This is a genomic window from Pseudarthrobacter oxydans, assembly GCF_034258515.1.
Lineage (GTDB): Bacteria > Actinomycetota > Actinomycetes > Actinomycetales > Micrococcaceae > Arthrobacter.
In genome coordinates this window covers 2,659,746-2,674,673 of sequence record NZ_CP139438.1, presented here as the reverse complement: position 1 = coordinate 2,674,673, position 14,928 = coordinate 2,659,746, and the positions used below count along the sequence as shown (strand labels likewise).

18 protein-coding genes are annotated in these 14,928 nt (G+C 66.8%); 17 read left to right on the top strand and 1 reads right to left on the bottom strand.

All coding sequences use genetic code 11. The annotated features are described in order from the left end of the window. Positions 1-47 precede the first annotated feature (47 nt). The 17 genes from SMD14_RS12075 (at position 48) to SMD14_RS11995 (ending at position 13,479) form a co-directional block, all read left to right on the top strand. Positions 48-1,130, top strand: coding sequence for an amidohydrolase family protein (locus SMD14_RS12075; RefSeq protein ID WP_321213792.1), 1,083 nt, complete (start codon positions 48-50; stop codon positions 1,128-1,130). A gap of 99 nt (positions 1,131-1,229) precedes the next feature. After that, positions 1,230-2,105, top strand: a complete 876-nt coding sequence (locus SMD14_RS12070; RefSeq protein ID WP_157241911.1) for a VOC family protein — start codon at positions 1,230-1,232, stop codon at positions 2,103-2,105. Positions 2,106-2,270: 165 nt separating this feature from the next. Continuing rightward, positions 2,271-2,711, top strand: coding sequence for a hypothetical protein (locus SMD14_RS12065; protein ID WP_321216262.1), 441 nt, complete (start codon positions 2,271-2,273; stop codon positions 2,709-2,711). A gap of 217 nt (positions 2,712-2,928) precedes the next feature. Next, entirely contained in the window at positions 2,929-3,351 is a 423-nt protein-coding gene (gene rpsP / locus SMD14_RS12060) for a 30S ribosomal protein S16 (RefSeq protein ID WP_321213791.1), read from the top strand. A gap of 1 nt (position 3,352) precedes the next feature. Beyond that, entirely contained in the window at positions 3,353-3,595 is a 243-nt protein-coding gene (locus tag SMD14_RS12055; RefSeq protein ID WP_018759999.1) for an RNA-binding protein, read from the top strand. Positions 3,596-3,705: 110 nt separating this feature from the next. Beyond that, on the top strand, positions 3,706-4,254 hold the full coding sequence (gene rimM, locus SMD14_RS12050) for a ribosome maturation factor RimM (RefSeq protein WP_321213790.1): 549 nt from the start codon (positions 3,706-3,708) through the stop codon (positions 4,252-4,254). Next, complete coding sequence (trmD, locus tag SMD14_RS12045) at positions 4,255-5,079, top strand: tRNA (guanosine(37)-N1)-methyltransferase TrmD (protein ID WP_157241914.1); 825 nt, start codon at positions 4,255-4,257, stop codon at positions 5,077-5,079. 270 nt (positions 5,080-5,349) lie between these two features. Beyond that, complete coding sequence (rplS, locus tag SMD14_RS12040) at positions 5,350-5,709, top strand: 50S ribosomal protein L19 (RefSeq protein WP_050054723.1); 360 nt, start codon at positions 5,350-5,352, stop codon at positions 5,707-5,709. 85 nt (positions 5,710-5,794) lie between these two features. Further along, on the top strand, positions 5,795-6,472 hold the full coding sequence (gene lepB / locus SMD14_RS12035) for a signal peptidase I (protein ID WP_321213789.1): 678 nt from the start codon (positions 5,795-5,797) through the stop codon (positions 6,470-6,472). Beyond that, the gene (lepB, locus tag SMD14_RS12030; RefSeq protein ID WP_321213788.1) at positions 6,473-7,300 is read left to right on the top strand and encodes a signal peptidase I; all 828 of its coding nucleotides are present in this window, start codon (positions 6,473-6,475) and stop codon (positions 7,298-7,300) included. It abuts the gene before it with no gap. A gap of 2 nt (positions 7,301-7,302) precedes the next feature. Further along, positions 7,303-8,103: a ribonuclease HII gene (locus SMD14_RS12025; protein WP_321213787.1), complete on the top strand. Its 801-nt coding sequence runs from the start codon at positions 7,303-7,305 to the stop codon at positions 8,101-8,103. Positions 8,104-8,153: 50 nt separating this feature from the next. Further along, complete coding sequence (locus tag SMD14_RS12020) at positions 8,154-8,480, top strand: DUF2469 domain-containing protein (RefSeq protein ID WP_157241918.1); 327 nt, start codon at positions 8,154-8,156, stop codon at positions 8,478-8,480. Between the two features lie 138 nt (positions 8,481-8,618). Then, on the top strand, positions 8,619-8,975 hold the full coding sequence (locus SMD14_RS12015) for a YraN family protein (RefSeq protein ID WP_157241919.1): 357 nt from the start codon (positions 8,619-8,621) through the stop codon (positions 8,973-8,975). Further along, entirely contained in the window at positions 8,976-10,520 is a 1,545-nt protein-coding gene (locus SMD14_RS12010; protein WP_321213786.1) for a YifB family Mg chelatase-like AAA ATPase, read from the top strand. Then, a complete protein-coding gene (dprA, locus tag SMD14_RS12005) occupies positions 10,517-11,716 on the top strand; it encodes a DNA-processing protein DprA (RefSeq protein WP_321213785.1) in 1,200 nt (399 codons plus the stop codon). The genes SMD14_RS12010 and dprA overlap by 4 nt, the downstream gene beginning before the upstream one ends. A 90-nt stretch (positions 11,717-11,806) precedes the next feature. Beyond that, entirely contained in the window at positions 11,807-12,733 is a 927-nt protein-coding gene (locus SMD14_RS12000; RefSeq protein ID WP_321213784.1) for a tyrosine recombinase XerC, read from the top strand. 242 nt (positions 12,734-12,975) lie between these two features. Beyond that, complete coding sequence (locus tag SMD14_RS11995; RefSeq protein WP_157241921.1) at positions 12,976-13,479, top strand: DUF3145 domain-containing protein; 504 nt, start codon at positions 12,976-12,978, stop codon at positions 13,477-13,479. An 89-nt stretch (positions 13,480-13,568) separates the two neighbouring features. On the opposite strand, the gene SMD14_RS11990 is transcribed toward SMD14_RS11995, so the two are convergent. Continuing rightward, positions 13,569-14,804, bottom strand: coding sequence for a beta-ketoacyl-[acyl-carrier-protein] synthase II (locus SMD14_RS11990; RefSeq protein WP_321213783.1), 1,236 nt, complete (start codon positions 14,802-14,804; stop codon positions 13,569-13,571). Between the last annotated feature and the right edge of the window lie 124 nt (positions 14,805-14,928).

Genomic DNA, 14,928 nt, shown 5'->3' with positions numbered 1-14,928 from the left:
GTCACATTTGCGGGTGCTAGCCTGACCGGGCATCGAAAGGAAGCCCGATGGCAGACATCATTCACTTTCGCGGACCCGTCCTGACCGCACCGGACCGGGTACGCCATGGACTCTGGTCGGTGGACGGCAAGCTCACGTTCAGCCGGCCAACTGCCCCTCCGGCGCGGGAGCTCGACGGCTGGGTGCTGCCGGGATTGGCTGACGCCCACTGCCACATCGGACTGGGCCCCGCCGGCCCGGTCGAACCCGCCCTTGCACGGGAACAGGCGCTGGCTGACCTCAACGCCGGAACCCTGCTGGTCCGCGACGCCGGCTCACCTGCCGATACCCGCTGGATGCAGGGCTGCCGGGACTTTCCGGTGCTGATCCGTGCAGGACGGCATGTGGCCCGCACGCGCCGCTACCTGCGCGGCTTTGCGGCGGAGGTCGAACCCGACGGGCTCGTGGAGGCCGTGCGGAAGCAAGCACGCGACGGCGACGGCTGGGTCAAACTGGTGGGCGACTGGATCGACCGGAGCGCCGGCGACCTCGCGCCCTCCTTTCCGGCCGCCGTCGTCCGTGACGCTGTCCAGGCTGCCCATGATGAAGGTGCCCGGGTCACGGCGCATTGCTTCGCCGGGGACACCCTGGACCAGATGCTGGACGCCGGCATTGACTGCATTGAGCACGCCACGGGGCTGCTGCCCCGCCACCTGCCCCGGTTCGTGGAGCAGGGCGTGCCGATCGTGCCCACCCTCATCAACATCGCTACCTTTCCTGATATCGCGGAGCAGGCAGACGCCAAGTTTCCGCGCTACGCCGCCCACATGCGTGCCCTGTGGGAACGCAGGCTGGAACGGGTGGCGGAGGCCCATTCCGCCGGCGTACGCATCTTTGCCGGGACGGACGCAGGCAGCGTGGTCCGCCACGGGAGGATCGCAGATGAGATCCTCGCCCTGCACGGGGCCGGCCTGCCCATGCCTGCGGCCCTGGATGCCGCCTGCTGGGCAGCCCGCACGTGGCTGGGAGCGGACAACCTGGAGGAAGGCGCGCGGGCCGACGTCGTGGTGTGCCGCGAAGACCCGCGGACCACCCCGGAAACGATCAGGGCGCTGGAACACGTGGTGCTGGGCGGCCGCATCATCCGCTGAGTTATTTGAGGCCGCCACTTGGAATAAATTGAAGCTTCAAGTAATTTTAATATGTGACAGGCCGCCGACGGGACGGCCTCCAATACAAGGAGCCTTCAAATGACCGACGCAGCCGCCCGCCAGGATCTCCTTCCTGCCGACCTCGCCATGGGCACCGTGATGCTCAAGGTGGGCGACATGAAGGTCATGACCGATTACTACCAGCGGGCCCTCGGCCTGGAGGTCGTCGCGGAGCAGGACGGCGGGCTCTACCTCGGCCGGCTGCAGAAACCGCTGGTGCACCTGGCTCCCGCTCCGGGCCTGACGCTTCCGGGCCGGGGAGAGGCCGGCCTCTTCCACACCGCGCTGCTGTTCGAGAACCAGGCAGACCTGGCCGCGACCATCGCCACGGCCGCGCAGTTTGAACCCCGTTCCTTCACCGGCAGCGCAGACCACCTTGTCAGCGAGGCCTTCTACTTCACCGACCCCGAAGGCAACGGGATCGAACTCTACTGGGACCGGCCGCGCAGCAGTTGGTCCTGGAACGGCACTGACGTGGTGATGGACAGCCTGGCCCTTCCGCCGCAGCGCTATTTGGAGCAGCACCTCACTGAGGAGTCCCTGGAACGCCAGCGGGGAACCGTTGCGGGCGTGGGCCATGTGCACCTCCAGGTGGGCGACGTCCAGACCGCCCGCGACTTCTACGTGGGGACCCTCGGCTTCGAAAAGACCGCAGGCTGGCACGGCCAGGCCCTGTTCGTCTCGGCGGGCCGCTACCACCACCACATGGCAATGAACGTATGGAACAGCCGCGGCGCGGGGCCGCGCAAGGACACCCTCGGCCTGGGTGAGGTCCTCATCGAAGTGCCGTCGGGGGACGACGTCGGCGCCCTCGCCGACCGCCTCAAGGTTGCCGGTGTTGCCGCCCACCACACCGGAGCCGAACTCCGGTTCGAGGATCCGTGGCGCAACAGGATCCGGGTGGCAGTCCGCTGACCGGCGCACTCCCGGACAAAGGTTGAGAACCCTGCGGGGGTTGGGCCGCCGACCGGCGTTGCCGGAAAACTCCGGCGGTCCCTGTACTAGGCTGAAACCGAACTGCCGGGCAGCGCGCGCTGCATCCCGGCGGGCCGCACCGTCAACGGAATGAGGGCACTTCCCATGGGCTTCACCGAAATCTTTGTTGCCACCCACGACGCCGCACTGAAGCGCGGCGGCATCCTGGACAAGGGCGGGAGTGCCCCTGCCGGCGACGCGGTCCGGATCCCGGGAATCAGCGACTTTGAAGTCGAACAGCTGGGCGACCTGGCCGGCACCGCCGTCCATGCCGGCGGGGCAGACTATGAGTTGACCATGGTGGACGTGGCGAGCGATTCGCTCCTTGCGGTTCCGCCCGCGATGGTGCGTGCCCTGGCCGACCTGCTCTCGTATGAAACCGAAGGGGAGGGCGACGTCCTCGACGACGTCGCTGAGCAGTGGGCGGCGCAGGATGACATGCCCTTCGATGCCGCCCAGGCGCGCACCTACGTGCGGCAGCTCGCTGAAATGGCCAGCGGAATCGCCGACTCGGAGCGCGCCGGCCTCTACGTCTGGTCCGCCTGAGCCGTTCCTGCCCCGTCTGTCCGGGCGGGGCGGGGCCGCGCCAGGACGTGTCAAGTCGAAATCCGAACGCTGATCTGGCACAATAAACAGGTACTCGATCTGCGTGGCCCCTCTCTCCGCGTCAGGATCCTGTCCTTCGAGCCCGCAAGTATGGCCCGCCCCACGGGTGCAGAAAGCCGGGTTCACCCCCTTTTCTGAAACAGGAGTGACCACAACAGTGGCCGTAAAGATTCGCCTTAAGCGCTTTGGCAAGATGCGCGCACCGTACTACCGCATCGTCGTCGCGGACTCACGCACCAAGCGTGACGGCCGTGCCATCGAAGAAATCGGCAAGTACCACCCCACCGAAGAGCCCTCATTCATCGAGGTCAACTCCGAGCGTGCGCAGTACTGGCTGTCCGTCGGCGCCCAGCCGTCCGAGCAGGTCGCCGCGATCCTCAAGATCACCGGTGACTGGCAGAAGTTCAAGGGCCTGCCGGGCCAGGAAGGCACCCTGAAGACCAAGTCTGAGAAGGCTGCCTTCGTTGCCCCGGAAAAGGGTTCCGTGATCATCCCGGAAGCCATCACCAAGAAGGCATCCAAGTCTGATGCAGCCGAAGCACCCGCCGAGGCCGAAGCAGAGACCACCGAGGCTGAGTAGATTGCTGGCAGAAGCGCTGGAACACCTGGTCCGCGGAATCGTTGATTCCCCGGATGACGTCAAGGTCAGCTCCAAGAACAACCGCCGCGGGGACACCCTCGAAGTGCGTGTTCACCAGGACGACCTCGGACGGGTGATCGGCCGCCAGGGCCGCACGGCGCGTGCACTGCGCACCGTGGTGGCAGCCCTGGCCGGCGGGGAGCCGGTGCGGGTCGACGTCGTCGACACCGACCGCCGCCGCTGAGCGCTCGGCAATATCAGTTTTAGCTCCGGCCCCTCCACCAACGCGGTGGAGGGGCCGGAGTGCTTTCACCAGAACACCGTGGATTAACCACAACCCGAACAGAGGAACACATGCAGCTTCAGGTGGCACGAATCGGCAAACCCCATGGCATCCGCGGGGAAGTAACGGTCCAGGTCCTGACCGATGCCCCTGGGGACCGGTTTGTCCCGGGCGCCGAGTTCACGGTTGAACCGGCGGCCGTGGGCCCGCTCACCGTGAACAGTGCCCGCTGGAACAAGGACATCCTGCTGCTGGGCTTCGACGGGATCGAAACCCGCAATGAAGCGGAAACCCTCCGCGGTGCCAAGCTCTTCATCGAAACCGAGGAACTGGAGGAGGACGACGACGAGGGCTGGTACGAGCACGAGCTCGTCGGCCTGGAGGCCCGGGTGGGCTCAACCGTTGTGGGCAAGGTTGCCGCCCTCAACACCGGTACCGCGCAGGACCTGCTGATGGTCACCACTCCGGAAGGCGGCGAGATCCTGGTTCCGTTCGTCGAACAGATTGTTCCGGAAGTCAATATCGAGGAGGGCTACATCCTCCTGACGCCGCCGGAGGGTCTTTTCGAGCTGAACGCGGAGGCCGACGCAGCCCCTTCGGAGCCGGAAGGCAAAGCGTAGATGCGGATCGACGTCGTCAGCATCTTCCCGGAGTACCTGGCACCGCTGGAACTGTCGCTGATCGGCAAAGCCAGGCAGGACGGGATCCTGGACCTGCGTGTCCACGATCTCCGCTCCTTCACCACGGACCGGCACCGGACGGTGGATGACACCCCCTACGGCGGTGGCGCCGGCATGGTCATGAAGCCCGAACCGTGGGCGCAGGCCCTGGCCTCGATTGCCGAAGACCGCCCGGAAGGGGCGGCCCGGCCGGTATTGATAGTTCCCTCGCCCGCCGGGGAGCGCTTCACCCAGGCGCTGGCCTATGAACTGGCGGAACAGGAGCACCTGGCGTTCGCCTGCGGACGCTACGAGGGCATTGACGAACGCGTCATCGAGTGGTCCAGGGAGCATTTCGACGTCCGTCCCGTCAGCCTGGGGGACTACGTCCTGAACGGCGGCGAGGTGGCAGTCCTGGCCATGGTGGAGGCCATCGGCCGCCTCCTGCCGGGCGTGGTGGGCAATCCCGAGTCCCTTGTGGAGGAATCCCACTCCGACGGGCTCCTGGAGTATCCCGTCTATACGAAACCGTCCGTGTGGCGTGACCGTGAAGTGCCGGCCGTCCTGTTGAGCGGCAACCACGGCAAGATCGCGCAGTGGCGCCGGCACGAACAGTTCCGCCGGACGGCGGAGCGCCGGCCGGACCTCCTCGAAACGTTCGACGCCGGAAAGCTGCCGCGCGCGGACCGCGCCGAACTGCAGGAGCTGGGGTACGACGTCGTCGACGGGCGCCTGCGCCGCCGCCCCGGTGCTGAAGGCGCCCAGGCGGACTCATCCAGGTCCTAGGGCGGGCGGCGGGGCAGCCATTTTTCGGCGGCGGCCGCGGGGATTGGCTGTAGCCTCCGCAATGTGGCAAAATTAGTCCTTGTGTCTGCTGGGTCCGCACCTGCCACAGGGGGAGCGCAACCAACAGCCAAGACAACCGGCCCCGTCAACCAGTGAAGCGGCCGGACCACTTAACTTTCGGCAGCAATCTCCGGGTACGCCACCAGCGTCCGGGCTTGCCTGCCGTGACCCAAAGTGAATGACCTGTGGCGTTCACCAGGAGTGCACATTATGCATATTCTCGATTCCGTCGATGCAGCCTCGCTGCGTACCGATGTTCCCGCGTTCCGCGCCGGTGACACCCTCAAGGTTCACGTGAACATCATCGAAGGCAAGAACACCCGTGTCCAGGTATTCCAGGGCTTCGTCCTGGGCCGCCAGGGCGAAGGCGTCCGCGAAACCTTCACCGTCCGCAAGGTGTCCTTCGGTGTCGGCGTGGAGCGTACCTTCCCGGTTCACTCCCCGATCATCGAAAAGATCGAGGTCGTTACCAAGGGTGACGTCCGCCGCGCGAAGCTTTACTACATGCGTGCACTGCGCGGTAAGGCTGCGAAGATCAAGGAAAAGCGCGACTTCAGCACCGCCAAGTAAGTCCCTTCGGACCTACAGAGGCTGGGCCGCAGCCGTATCCGGCCAGCGCCGGAGCCATCCAGCACCAGCGCCCAGGATACGGACCATGGACCAGACAAAACGCCAGCCCCGAAAAACGGGCTGGCGTTTTGCGTTCCTCGCCGTCTTCCTGGCCGTTGCCGTCAGCGGACTGGTCCGCTCATTGTGGCTCGATATTTATTTCATCCCGTCTGCCTCCATGGAGCCCGGGCTGGAAGGCGGGGACCGTATCCTGGTTTCCCGGACCGACTTCCGGGACGAACCGGTCCGGCACGGGGATATCGTCGTCTTTGACGGCCGGGGTACCTTCGCCCCGCTCAAGAGCGGCAACGGCCCCTTCATGGATGCGGCGGCCGCCATTACCCAATGGGCCGGCCTTACCGGCAGCGACACAACCTACGTCAAAAGGGTCATCGGCATGCCGGGCGATTCGGTAGCCTGCTGCGACGCCGGCGGCAACGTGACGGTGAACGGCGAGCCCTTGGAGGAGCCGTACATTTTCAGCGGTGACGCCCCCAGCACCCAGAAGTTCAGCGTCGTGGTCCCGGAGGGGCGCCTCTGGCTGATGGGTGACCACCGGTCGCTGTCCGCCGATTCCAGAAGCCTGCTCGGTGCCCCCGGCGGCGGCATGGTCCCGCTGGACAGGGTTATCGGCAGGCCGGTCCAGATCATCTGGCCCCTTGATAGATTTGCTTCAGTACCACGTCCGCCTGCGGCAGGACCAACAACAGAGAACGGACAGTAGATGCCCGAGAACCACGCGCGGATTCCTGAACCACGTCAGGACGGGGCTTCGGGCACACCCGCCGATGCGGTTCCGGTGACGGCAGCCCGGGATCCCGAGGCGCCTGCCCCCGCGGCCGCGGACAGCCGCTCTGCCGCCAAGGCAGCCGGGAAATCCGCTGGCAGCCCGGTCCTTGCCTGGCTGAAGGAAATCGCCACTGTGGTGGTGATCGCCGTCGTGCTGTCCTTCCTCATCAAGACGTTCCTGTTCCGGGCGTTCTTTATCCCGTCCGAGTCCATGGTCAATACGCTGGACGTCGACGACCGGATTTTCGTCAACCTCCTGGTGCCTGAACCCTTCTCGCTTAGCCGCGGCGACGTGGTGGTTTTCCGGGACACCAAGGGCTGGCTGCCTGCCGCGCCGGAAAAGGAGCAGGGGCCCTTCACCTGGATCCAGGACGGCCTGACCTTCGTCGGCCTGCTGCCGGACAACTCTGAACAGCACCTGGTCAAAAGGGTCATCGGACTGCCGGGGGACCATGTGGTCTGCTGCGATGCCGGCGGTAAACTGACCATTAACGGGACGGCAATCAACGAAAGCTACGTCAACCCCGCCGAGGTTCCGCAGATCCGCACCTTCGATGTAGTTGTCCCTGAAGGGAAGGTGTGGGTGATGGGCGATAACCGGAACCACTCCGCCGACTCCCGTGCCCACATGGATTCCGACGGCGGGTTCATCGACCTCGACGACCTCGAAGGGAAGGCGGCGGTCATTGCCTGGCCGCTGAACCGCATCACCACCCTTGGCAATTACCCGGACGTGTTCCGGAACGTGCCGGCGGCGCCCTGACCATGTCCACGGCAATCAAGCCCGGGACGGGTCCCGCCAGGCCGCCCGCGCGCGCAAAGGCCCCTACGTTGAGGCACGAGCGGACCTTCAAGGCACAGGGGATACGGTACCTCGCAGGGGTGGACGAGGTGGGGCGGGGCGCGCTTGCCGGCCCGGTCAGCGTGGGCATTGCCGTGGTGGACCTGGAACGCCAGAAGCCGCTGGCCGGCGTGCGGGACAGCAAGCTCCTGAGCCCCGCCGAACGGGAGCGGCTCGAACCGCTGGTGCGCCGTTGGAGCGTGGCTTCGGCAGTGGGCCATGCCTCCGCCCAGGAAATTGACTCCATCGGCATCATCGCCGCCCTGCGCCTCGCCGGAACACGGGCCTGGCGGGAGGTCCTCGAGGCAGGCATCCGTCCGGAGGCGGTGCTCCTGGACGGCAGCCACAACTGGCTTTCCCCCGCGGAGCAGCTGTCATTGTTCGACGAACCCGTTGTCGAGGCCAGCTGTGACGCACCAGTGCATACCAAGATCAAAGCTGACATGCAGTGCTTGAGCGTCGCTGCGGCAAGCGTCATCGCCAAAGTTGAACGGGACCGGATGATGCGGGAACTGCACGTCGAGTTCCCCGACTTTGGCTGGGACATCAACAAGGGCTACGCCACGGCCCTGCACCGCGACGTCCTCCGCGCTGCCGGGCCGACGCCCTACCACCGGGTCAGCTGGCGCCTGCTTGGCGGAGACCTGCTCGACGGCGGGCTGCCGGACGGGCAGGATCCGGACGGTGAAGATCCGGATGGCGAGGATAGCGCCGTCGACCCCTGAGTGCTCCGGCGCGGGCAGCGGCTGCCCCGCCGATGGTGCAAGATGGAAGCATGAGTGCTGAGGATCTTGAAAACTACGAAACCGACATGGAGCTCCAGCTCTACCGTGAATACCGGGACGTGGTCGGATTGTTCAGCTATGTTGTCGAAACGGAACGCCGCTTCTACCTGGCCAACCATGTCGACCTGCAGGCGCGCAGCGCCGACGGCGAAGTCTACTTCGACCTCACCCTGCAGGACGCGTGGGTGTGGGACGTCTACCGCTCGGCCAGGTTCGTCAAGAGCGTCAGGGTCCTCACGTTCAAGGACGTCAACGTCGAAGAGCTGCCCCGCAACGAGGAACTTTCCCTTCCCAAGGACGTCGACCTGGGCAACTAGCTCCGTTCCGCCGGCCGGACCCTCCCTGCAAAGCGGACTCCTCCTGCACAGGGGCACCTGACCGCATTTAATCCACATAGGCGGTCATCGTCCTGTCCTCCGTGCTCCAGCCACCACAGGCTGGTTGCGGAGGTAGAAATGAAATCGAAAGACCTGTTGGGCCGGCACGGCGAGGACCTCGCCGCCGGCTATCTTGAAACCCTGGGCATGCTGGTGGTTGAGCGTAACTGGCGCTGCACCGAAGGCGAAATAGACATAGTTGCCCTCGACGGCGACGCCCTGGTCATCGCCGAAGTAAAGACCCGCCGCACCCTGGACTACGGCCATCCCTTCGAAGCCGTGGGCCCGGAAAAACTTGCGCGGCTCCACCGGCTTGGGGCTGCGTGGTGCAGGGACCGGGAGCTGCGGATGCCGCTGCGGCGTGTTGACGTCATCGCGGTGATAGACGACGGCGGCGGGACACCCCTGGTGGAACACCTCAAGGGGGTGGGATAAGTGCCACTGGGCCGCACCTACTCCATTGCCCTGGTGGGGCTGAACGGGTACATGGTGGAGGTTGAGGCCGACATCGGCCAGACCCTCCCGGCGTTCGTCCTCCTCGGCCTCCCCGACGCTTCCCTCAACGAGGCGAAGGAGCGCATCCGGTCCGCCGCGAAGAACTCCGGGATTCCCCTGAGCCGGAGGAAAATCACCGCCAACCTTATCCCCGCCTCGTTGCCCAAACGCGGTTCGGGATTCGATCTTGCCGTCACCATGGCAGTGCTCCGCGCCGCCAATGACATCAAACCCACGGGGCGGACCGTGTTCATCGCGGAGCTTGGGCTCGACGGCAGGCTGCGCCCGGTCAGGGGCATCCTGCCGGCCGTGATGGCCTCGGTACAGGCCGGGTATCCGGACATCGTCGTGGCACAGGCGAACTTCGCGGAGGCGGCCCTGGTCCCCGATGCCAAGGTGCGGGGGTACAGCACGCTGGCCAGGCTGGCACTGGACTTCGGTGCAGACCCCCAGGAGCTCGCGCTGGATTTCGAACCCGAGGACGCGGACAGTGCCGACGAGGCAGCCGGCGAATCGGGGGCGTACCCCGATATGGCCGATGTCTCGGGCCAAGGCGATGCACGGCGTGCGCTGGAGGTGGCGGCCGCCGGGGCGCACCATCTCCTCCTGACGGGTCCGCCGGGCGCCGGGAAAACCATGCTGGCGGAACGCCTGCCCGGGCTCCTGCCCGATCTTGGCGACCATGAGTCCATGGAGGTTACAGCCATCCATTCGCTGTGCGGGCTGCCTTCCTCCTCAGTCCAGCTGCTCCGGAGGCCGCCGTTCGAAAGCCCGCACCACTCGGCAACCGCGGCTGCCATCATCGGCGGCGGCTCCGGACTTCCCCGGCCGGGGGCGGCCTCCCGGGCACATCGGGGCGTCCTGTTCCTGGACGAGGCCCCGGAGTACGAGCGCCGGGTGCTGGACGCGCTGCGCCAACCGCTGGAAAGCGGCGAGCTGGTGATCCACCGGTCAGCCGGAACCGCCGCCTATCCCGCCCGCTTCCAGCTCGTCCTCGCGGCAAATCCCTGCCCCTGCGGCAAAGCTTCCGGAAAGGGACTCGAGTGCACCTGCACACCCATGATGCGTCGGCGGTATCTCGCCAGGATGTCCGGGCCGCTCCTGGACCGCGTGGACATCCAGCTGCAGGTGGAACGGGTCTCCCTGGCCGACTTCGGACAGGCCGGAGCGGAGGAAGATACCGCCACCGTGGCGTGCCGGGTGCGCGGCGCACGGGGGCGGCAGCTCGAGCGGCTGGCACGCTATGGGCTGGAGACCAATGCACAGGTCCCGGGCCGCATCCTGCGGGGTGAGCTTAGGTTGCCGGCGGCCGTGACCCGCATCCTGGACCATTCGCTGGAACGGGGCGTGCTCACGGCCCGCGGCTACGACCGGGTGCTCCGGCTGGCCTGGACCCTGGCAGACCTCGGGCACCGGGAACAGCCGGACACCAACGACATCGGGCAGGCCCTGGGCCTTCGGCAGGCAGCGGCGGCCGCGGCATGACTCAAGTAGCCAGGGACATCGAACGGCGTTCCCGTGCCGCCCTCTCGCGATTGATGGAGCCGCAGGACGCGGCAGGTCTGGCCCTTGTGCAGGTGGCCGGGGCGGTGGACGCACTGCGGATCGCTACCGGCGAGGTGGCGGCAGGGCCGGATATGGAGCGGGAGATTACCGCACTCCTCACGGACGGCGGTTCGGCCGCGGTCTGGGCCGGGATGGCCAACGCCCTCAAACGCTGGAAGCCCCGCATCCCCGATCTCGCTCCCGAACGCGACCTTGAAACCATGGCACGGCTCGGCGGGCGCCTGATCATTCCGTCGGACGACTTATGGCCTGCCCAGCTGGCAGACCTCGGAATCCAGGAGCCTATCTGCCTCTGGTGGCGGGGCCAGGAACAGAGGCTTCCCGATGCGGCCACAGCCGTTGCCATTGTGGGGTCCAGGGACAGCACGAGCTATGGAGCATCGGTCACGGGCGATATGGCCTACTCCCTGGCCCAGCGCGGATTCACCGTGGTGTCCGGCGGCGCCTACGGCATAGACGCGCATGCCCACCGGGCAGCCCTTGCCGGTGCGTCGGATTCCCTGCCGACCATTGCGGTGATGGCCGGGGGAGTGGACCGTTTCTACCCCTCGGGAAACGAGGACCTCCTGCGGGCCGTGTGCAACCAGGGCGCAGTCCTCGCCGAGGTTCCCCCGGGGTCCGCCCCCACCCGCTACAGGTTCCTCCAGCGCAACCGCATTATTGCCGCGCTGTCAGCCGTTACCGTCGTTGTCGAGGCAAGGTGGCGGTCCGGGGCACTGAACACCGCCCACCACGCCGAGACCCTCGGCCGTGCTGTCGGTGCTGTTCCCGGATCCGTGCACAGCGCCAACTCGGCCGGCTGCCACCGTCTTCTTCGGGATGGCGGGGCCGTGTGCGTGACGGACGCCGCCGAGGTTGCCGAACTGGCTGGACCCAGCGGTTCTGCCCTTCCTGACGCGCGCCAAGGCCAGTCCGCCGTTCAGGACGGACTGACCCTGGAGGATCTGATTCTTCTGGACGCCCTGCCGCTGCGCTCCACCACGTCCGTCGAAAAGCTCTCCACGGTCGCGGGCCTGGGCCAGGAATCCGTCCGGGCCGGCTTGGGCCGGTTGGGTTTACTGGGCTTGGCCGTCTCGGAGCGGGGCGGCTGGAAACGCGGAAAGGCAACCAGCTGATGCGCCTGATCCGCCGTTGTGGGCGTACGGGCCGGGACGGGAGGTGCGTGTCAGCGCTCCTTTCGGCGCTGGAACTGAGACAGTAGGGGGGTGGAAAATGAGGAACTGCCCGCGGAGCTTCGCGCGGCGCTTGAGGCCTTCGCGCGGTACCTGTCCGCCGAGCGCGCCGTTTCTCCACACACGCTCCGAGGGTACCTGGGCGACGTCCGGAGCCTCCTGTCCCATGCCTCGGCTGAAGGCGCCATCCGCCTTGGGGACCTGGAGCTTGGAACGTTCCGGCGCTGGCTGGGGGACCAGAGCCAGGCCGGCGCCGCACGGGCAACCCTCGCCCGTCGGTCCGCCTCCGTAAGGGTCTTCACGGCCTGGGCGCTGGCGGAGGAGCTCATCGTTGCGGATCCCGCACTGCGTCTCACGGCCCCCAAGCGGGAGCAAGCTTTGCCCGGCGTCCTGCAGGCCGCACAGGTGACCCGGCTGCTGGCCACCCTGGACGATGCGGCGGCCGAGGGCGCGCCGCTTTCCCTGCGGAACCGTGCCATCGTGGAACTGCTCTACGCCACCGGTGTCCGTGTGGGCGAACTGGCAGGGCTGGACATCGATGATTTGGACCCCGACCGCCGCACCCTGCGCGTCATCGGCAAGGGCAACAAGGAACGCACGGTGCCCTACGGTGTTCCCGCTGCCCTGGCCGTGGACGACTGGCTGCGGCGGGGCAGGCCCCTGCTCGCCAAGGGCAGCAGCGGGCGGGCGCTCTTCCTGGGCGCCCGCGGCGGCCGGGTGGACCAGCGCCAGGTCCGCGCCATGGTCCACGACCTCTTCGCAGGGCTTGGCGATACCTCGGCATCGGGGCCGCATGCCCTGCGGCATTCGGCGGCCACGCATCTGCTGGACGGAGGGGCCGATCTCCGCGCCGTACAGGAAATCCTTGGCCACAGCAGCCTGGCCACCACCCAGATCTACACCCATGTCTCGGTGGACCGGCTCCGGCAGAGCTACCAGCAGGCCCACCCGAGGGCGTAAGCCAGCACCGCCATGAATCGCACTGGCGTAATTTCGTGGGGTACGGCACAATGAGAGTCACGTCCGGTAACTTTCAAGTCCTGCGTGAAGCTTGCGGCTTTTCGCGTCACAGCAAGTCCGGACACAGCTTTATCTGATACATCTGAATAGGCAGGCAGGAACGCCGCCGCAGTGCAGGCACCAGCAGTTCCATCCAGGCAGAGGTCGTTGGGGAAGACGTACCTAGAGCTATGGAGGATGGAATGTCTGATGCAATGACCCGCGGTGTGCTGTTCGTTCACTCGGCCCCTACGGCCCTGTGCCCTCATGTTGAGTGGGCCATCGGATCCGTCGTGGACAAGCGGACGGATCTTGAGTGGACCCCTCAGCCTGCCGCGCCCGGAATGTTCCGGGCCGAGCTGTCCTGGACCGGCGCCCCCGGGACAGGATCCAAGCTTGCGTCGTCCCTGCGCGGGTGGGCGCACCTTCGGTATGAGGTCACGGAGGAGCCAAGCCAGGGCGTTGACGGCGGGCGGTGGTCGCACACCCCTGAGCTTGGGATCTTCCACGCCGTCACCGACGTCCACGGCAACATCATGGTGTCCGAGGACAGGATCCGTTACGCCTACGAGTCGGGCGCCGGTGACCCCGCCGCCGTCTACCACGAACTCTCCCTCGCCCTGGGCGAAGCCTGGGATGAAGAACTCGAACCGTTCCGGCACGCTGCTGAAGGCGCTCCCGTGCGCTGGCTCCACCAGGTGGGCTGACCGCCGTCGAGCTGACGTATTTCCATAGCAAGGAGGAGGCCCCGCCAACCGGCGGGGCCTCCTCTCGTAAACGGATCAAATCCGGGGCGTTAGACGCTGCGGACGGCAATCACGGCGTTGTGGCCGCCAAAGCCGAACGAGTTGCTCAGTGCGACGATGCTGCCGGCGGGCAGGTCCCGGGCGGAGGTGACGACGTCGAGCGGGATTTCCGGGTCCTGGTTTTCCAGGTTGATGGTGACGGGTGCCTTCCGGTCGTACACGGCAAGCACCGTGAGTACGGCCTCGACGGCGCCGGAGGCGCCCAGGAGGTGCCCCATCTGGGACTTCGTGGCGGAGACGGCCACATTGTCCACATGGGATCCGAGGGCGGCGCGGAGGGCGGTGTATTCAGGCTTGTCGCCCACCGGCGTCGACGTGGCGTGCGCGTTGACGTGCACTACATCCTCGGGCTGGATCCTGCCGTCGAACATGGCGGCCTTCAGCGCACGCGTGGCGCCCAGGCCCTGGGGGTCGGGCGCGGTGATGTGGTACGCGTCGGCAGTGACCGACGTTCCGGCCAGTTCGCCATAGATACGCGCACCGCGCGCCAGTGCGTGTTCCTCAGCTTCAAGGACCAGTGCGCCGGCACCCTCGCCCATGACAAACCCGTCACGTCCGGTGTCGTAGGGGCGGGACGCCCCCTGGGGATCGTCATTCCGGCGGGAAAGTGCCTGCATGGATGCAAATGCCGCCAGGGGCATGGGGTGGATGGCAGCCTCGGCGCCGCCGCACATGACCACATCCGCCTTGCCCGAGCGGATCAAATCCAGGCCCAGGTGCAGCGCCTCGGTACCCGAGGCACAGGCCGAAACAGGGGTGTGGGCGCCGGCGCGGGCACCGAGGTCCAGGCTGACCGCAGCGGCGACACCGTTGGGCATCAGCATGGGAACGGTCATGGGCAGCACACGGCGGGGGCCCTTCTCCTTGAGCGTGTCCCAGGCGTCCAGCAGTGTCCAGACACCGCCGATGCCGGTGGCGAAGGCAACAGCGAGGCGGTCCTTGTCGAACTCGGTGATGCCGGAATCGGCCCAGGCCTCACGGGCCGCAATGACGCCGAACTGGGTGGAGGGGTCCATGCGCTTGGCTTCGACGCGGCTGAGCACGTCCAGGGCCGGGGTGCTGCAGCGCGCAGCGAAGTGGACAGGCAGCTCGTACTTGGCCACCCAGTCGTCCTCCAGGGTGCGGGCACCGGAGACCCCCTTGAGCGCGTTGTTCCACATCGTGGGTACATCGCCGCCAATGGGCGTGGTGGCACCCAGACCGGTAATGACTACTTTGCGTGTCATGGGATCACTCTTTCGTCGGTGGGGAATCCGTCTTCCGGAGGTCCCGCGTTTTGATGATCGGCACCGTTCCAACGGGCGGAAGGTGCCGGAAAAATGCGGCGGGCTGCCGGTCCGGTCATCCGGA

Bases quoted from the DNA above. Each gene is read 5' to 3' on its own strand.
- SMD14_RS12025 (WP_321213787.1), top strand. From the start codon at position 7,303: ATGTCCACGGCAATCAAGCCCGGGACGGGTCCCGCCAGGCCGCCCGCG.
- lepB (WP_321213788.1), top strand. From the start codon at position 6,473: ATGCCCGAGAACCACGCGCGGATTCCTGAACCACGTCAGGACGGGGCT.
- rimM (WP_321213790.1), top strand. From the start codon at position 3,706: ATGCAGCTTCAGGTGGCACGAATCGGCAAACCCCATGGCATCCGCGGG.
- SMD14_RS12020 (WP_157241918.1), top strand. From the start codon at position 8,154: ATGAGTGCTGAGGATCTTGAAAACTACGAAACCGACATGGAGCTCCAG.
- SMD14_RS12075 (WP_321213792.1), top strand. From the start codon at position 48: ATGGCAGACATCATTCACTTTCGCGGACCCGTCCTGACCGCACCGGAC.
- rplS (WP_050054723.1), top strand. From the start codon at position 5,350: ATGCATATTCTCGATTCCGTCGATGCAGCCTCGCTGCGTACCGATGTT.
- trmD (WP_157241914.1), top strand. From the start codon at position 4,255: ATGCGGATCGACGTCGTCAGCATCTTCCCGGAGTACCTGGCACCGCTG.
- dprA (WP_321213785.1), top strand. From the start codon at position 10,517: ATGACTCAAGTAGCCAGGGACATCGAACGGCGTTCCCGTGCCGCCCTC.
- SMD14_RS11995 (WP_157241921.1), top strand. From the start codon at position 12,976: ATGTCTGATGCAATGACCCGCGGTGTGCTGTTCGTTCACTCGGCCCCT.
- SMD14_RS12070 (WP_157241911.1), top strand. From the start codon at position 1,230: ATGACCGACGCAGCCGCCCGCCAGGATCTCCTTCCTGCCGACCTCGCC.
- SMD14_RS12015 (WP_157241919.1), top strand. From the start codon at position 8,619: ATGAAATCGAAAGACCTGTTGGGCCGGCACGGCGAGGACCTCGCCGCC.
- SMD14_RS12065 (WP_321216262.1), top strand. From the start codon at position 2,271: ATGGGCTTCACCGAAATCTTTGTTGCCACCCACGACGCCGCACTGAAG.
- SMD14_RS11990 (WP_321213783.1), bottom strand. From the start codon at position 14,804: ATGACACGCAAAGTAGTCATTACCGGTCTGGGTGCCACCACGCCCATT.
- lepB (WP_321213789.1), top strand. From the start codon at position 5,795: ATGGACCAGACAAAACGCCAGCCCCGAAAAACGGGCTGGCGTTTTGCG.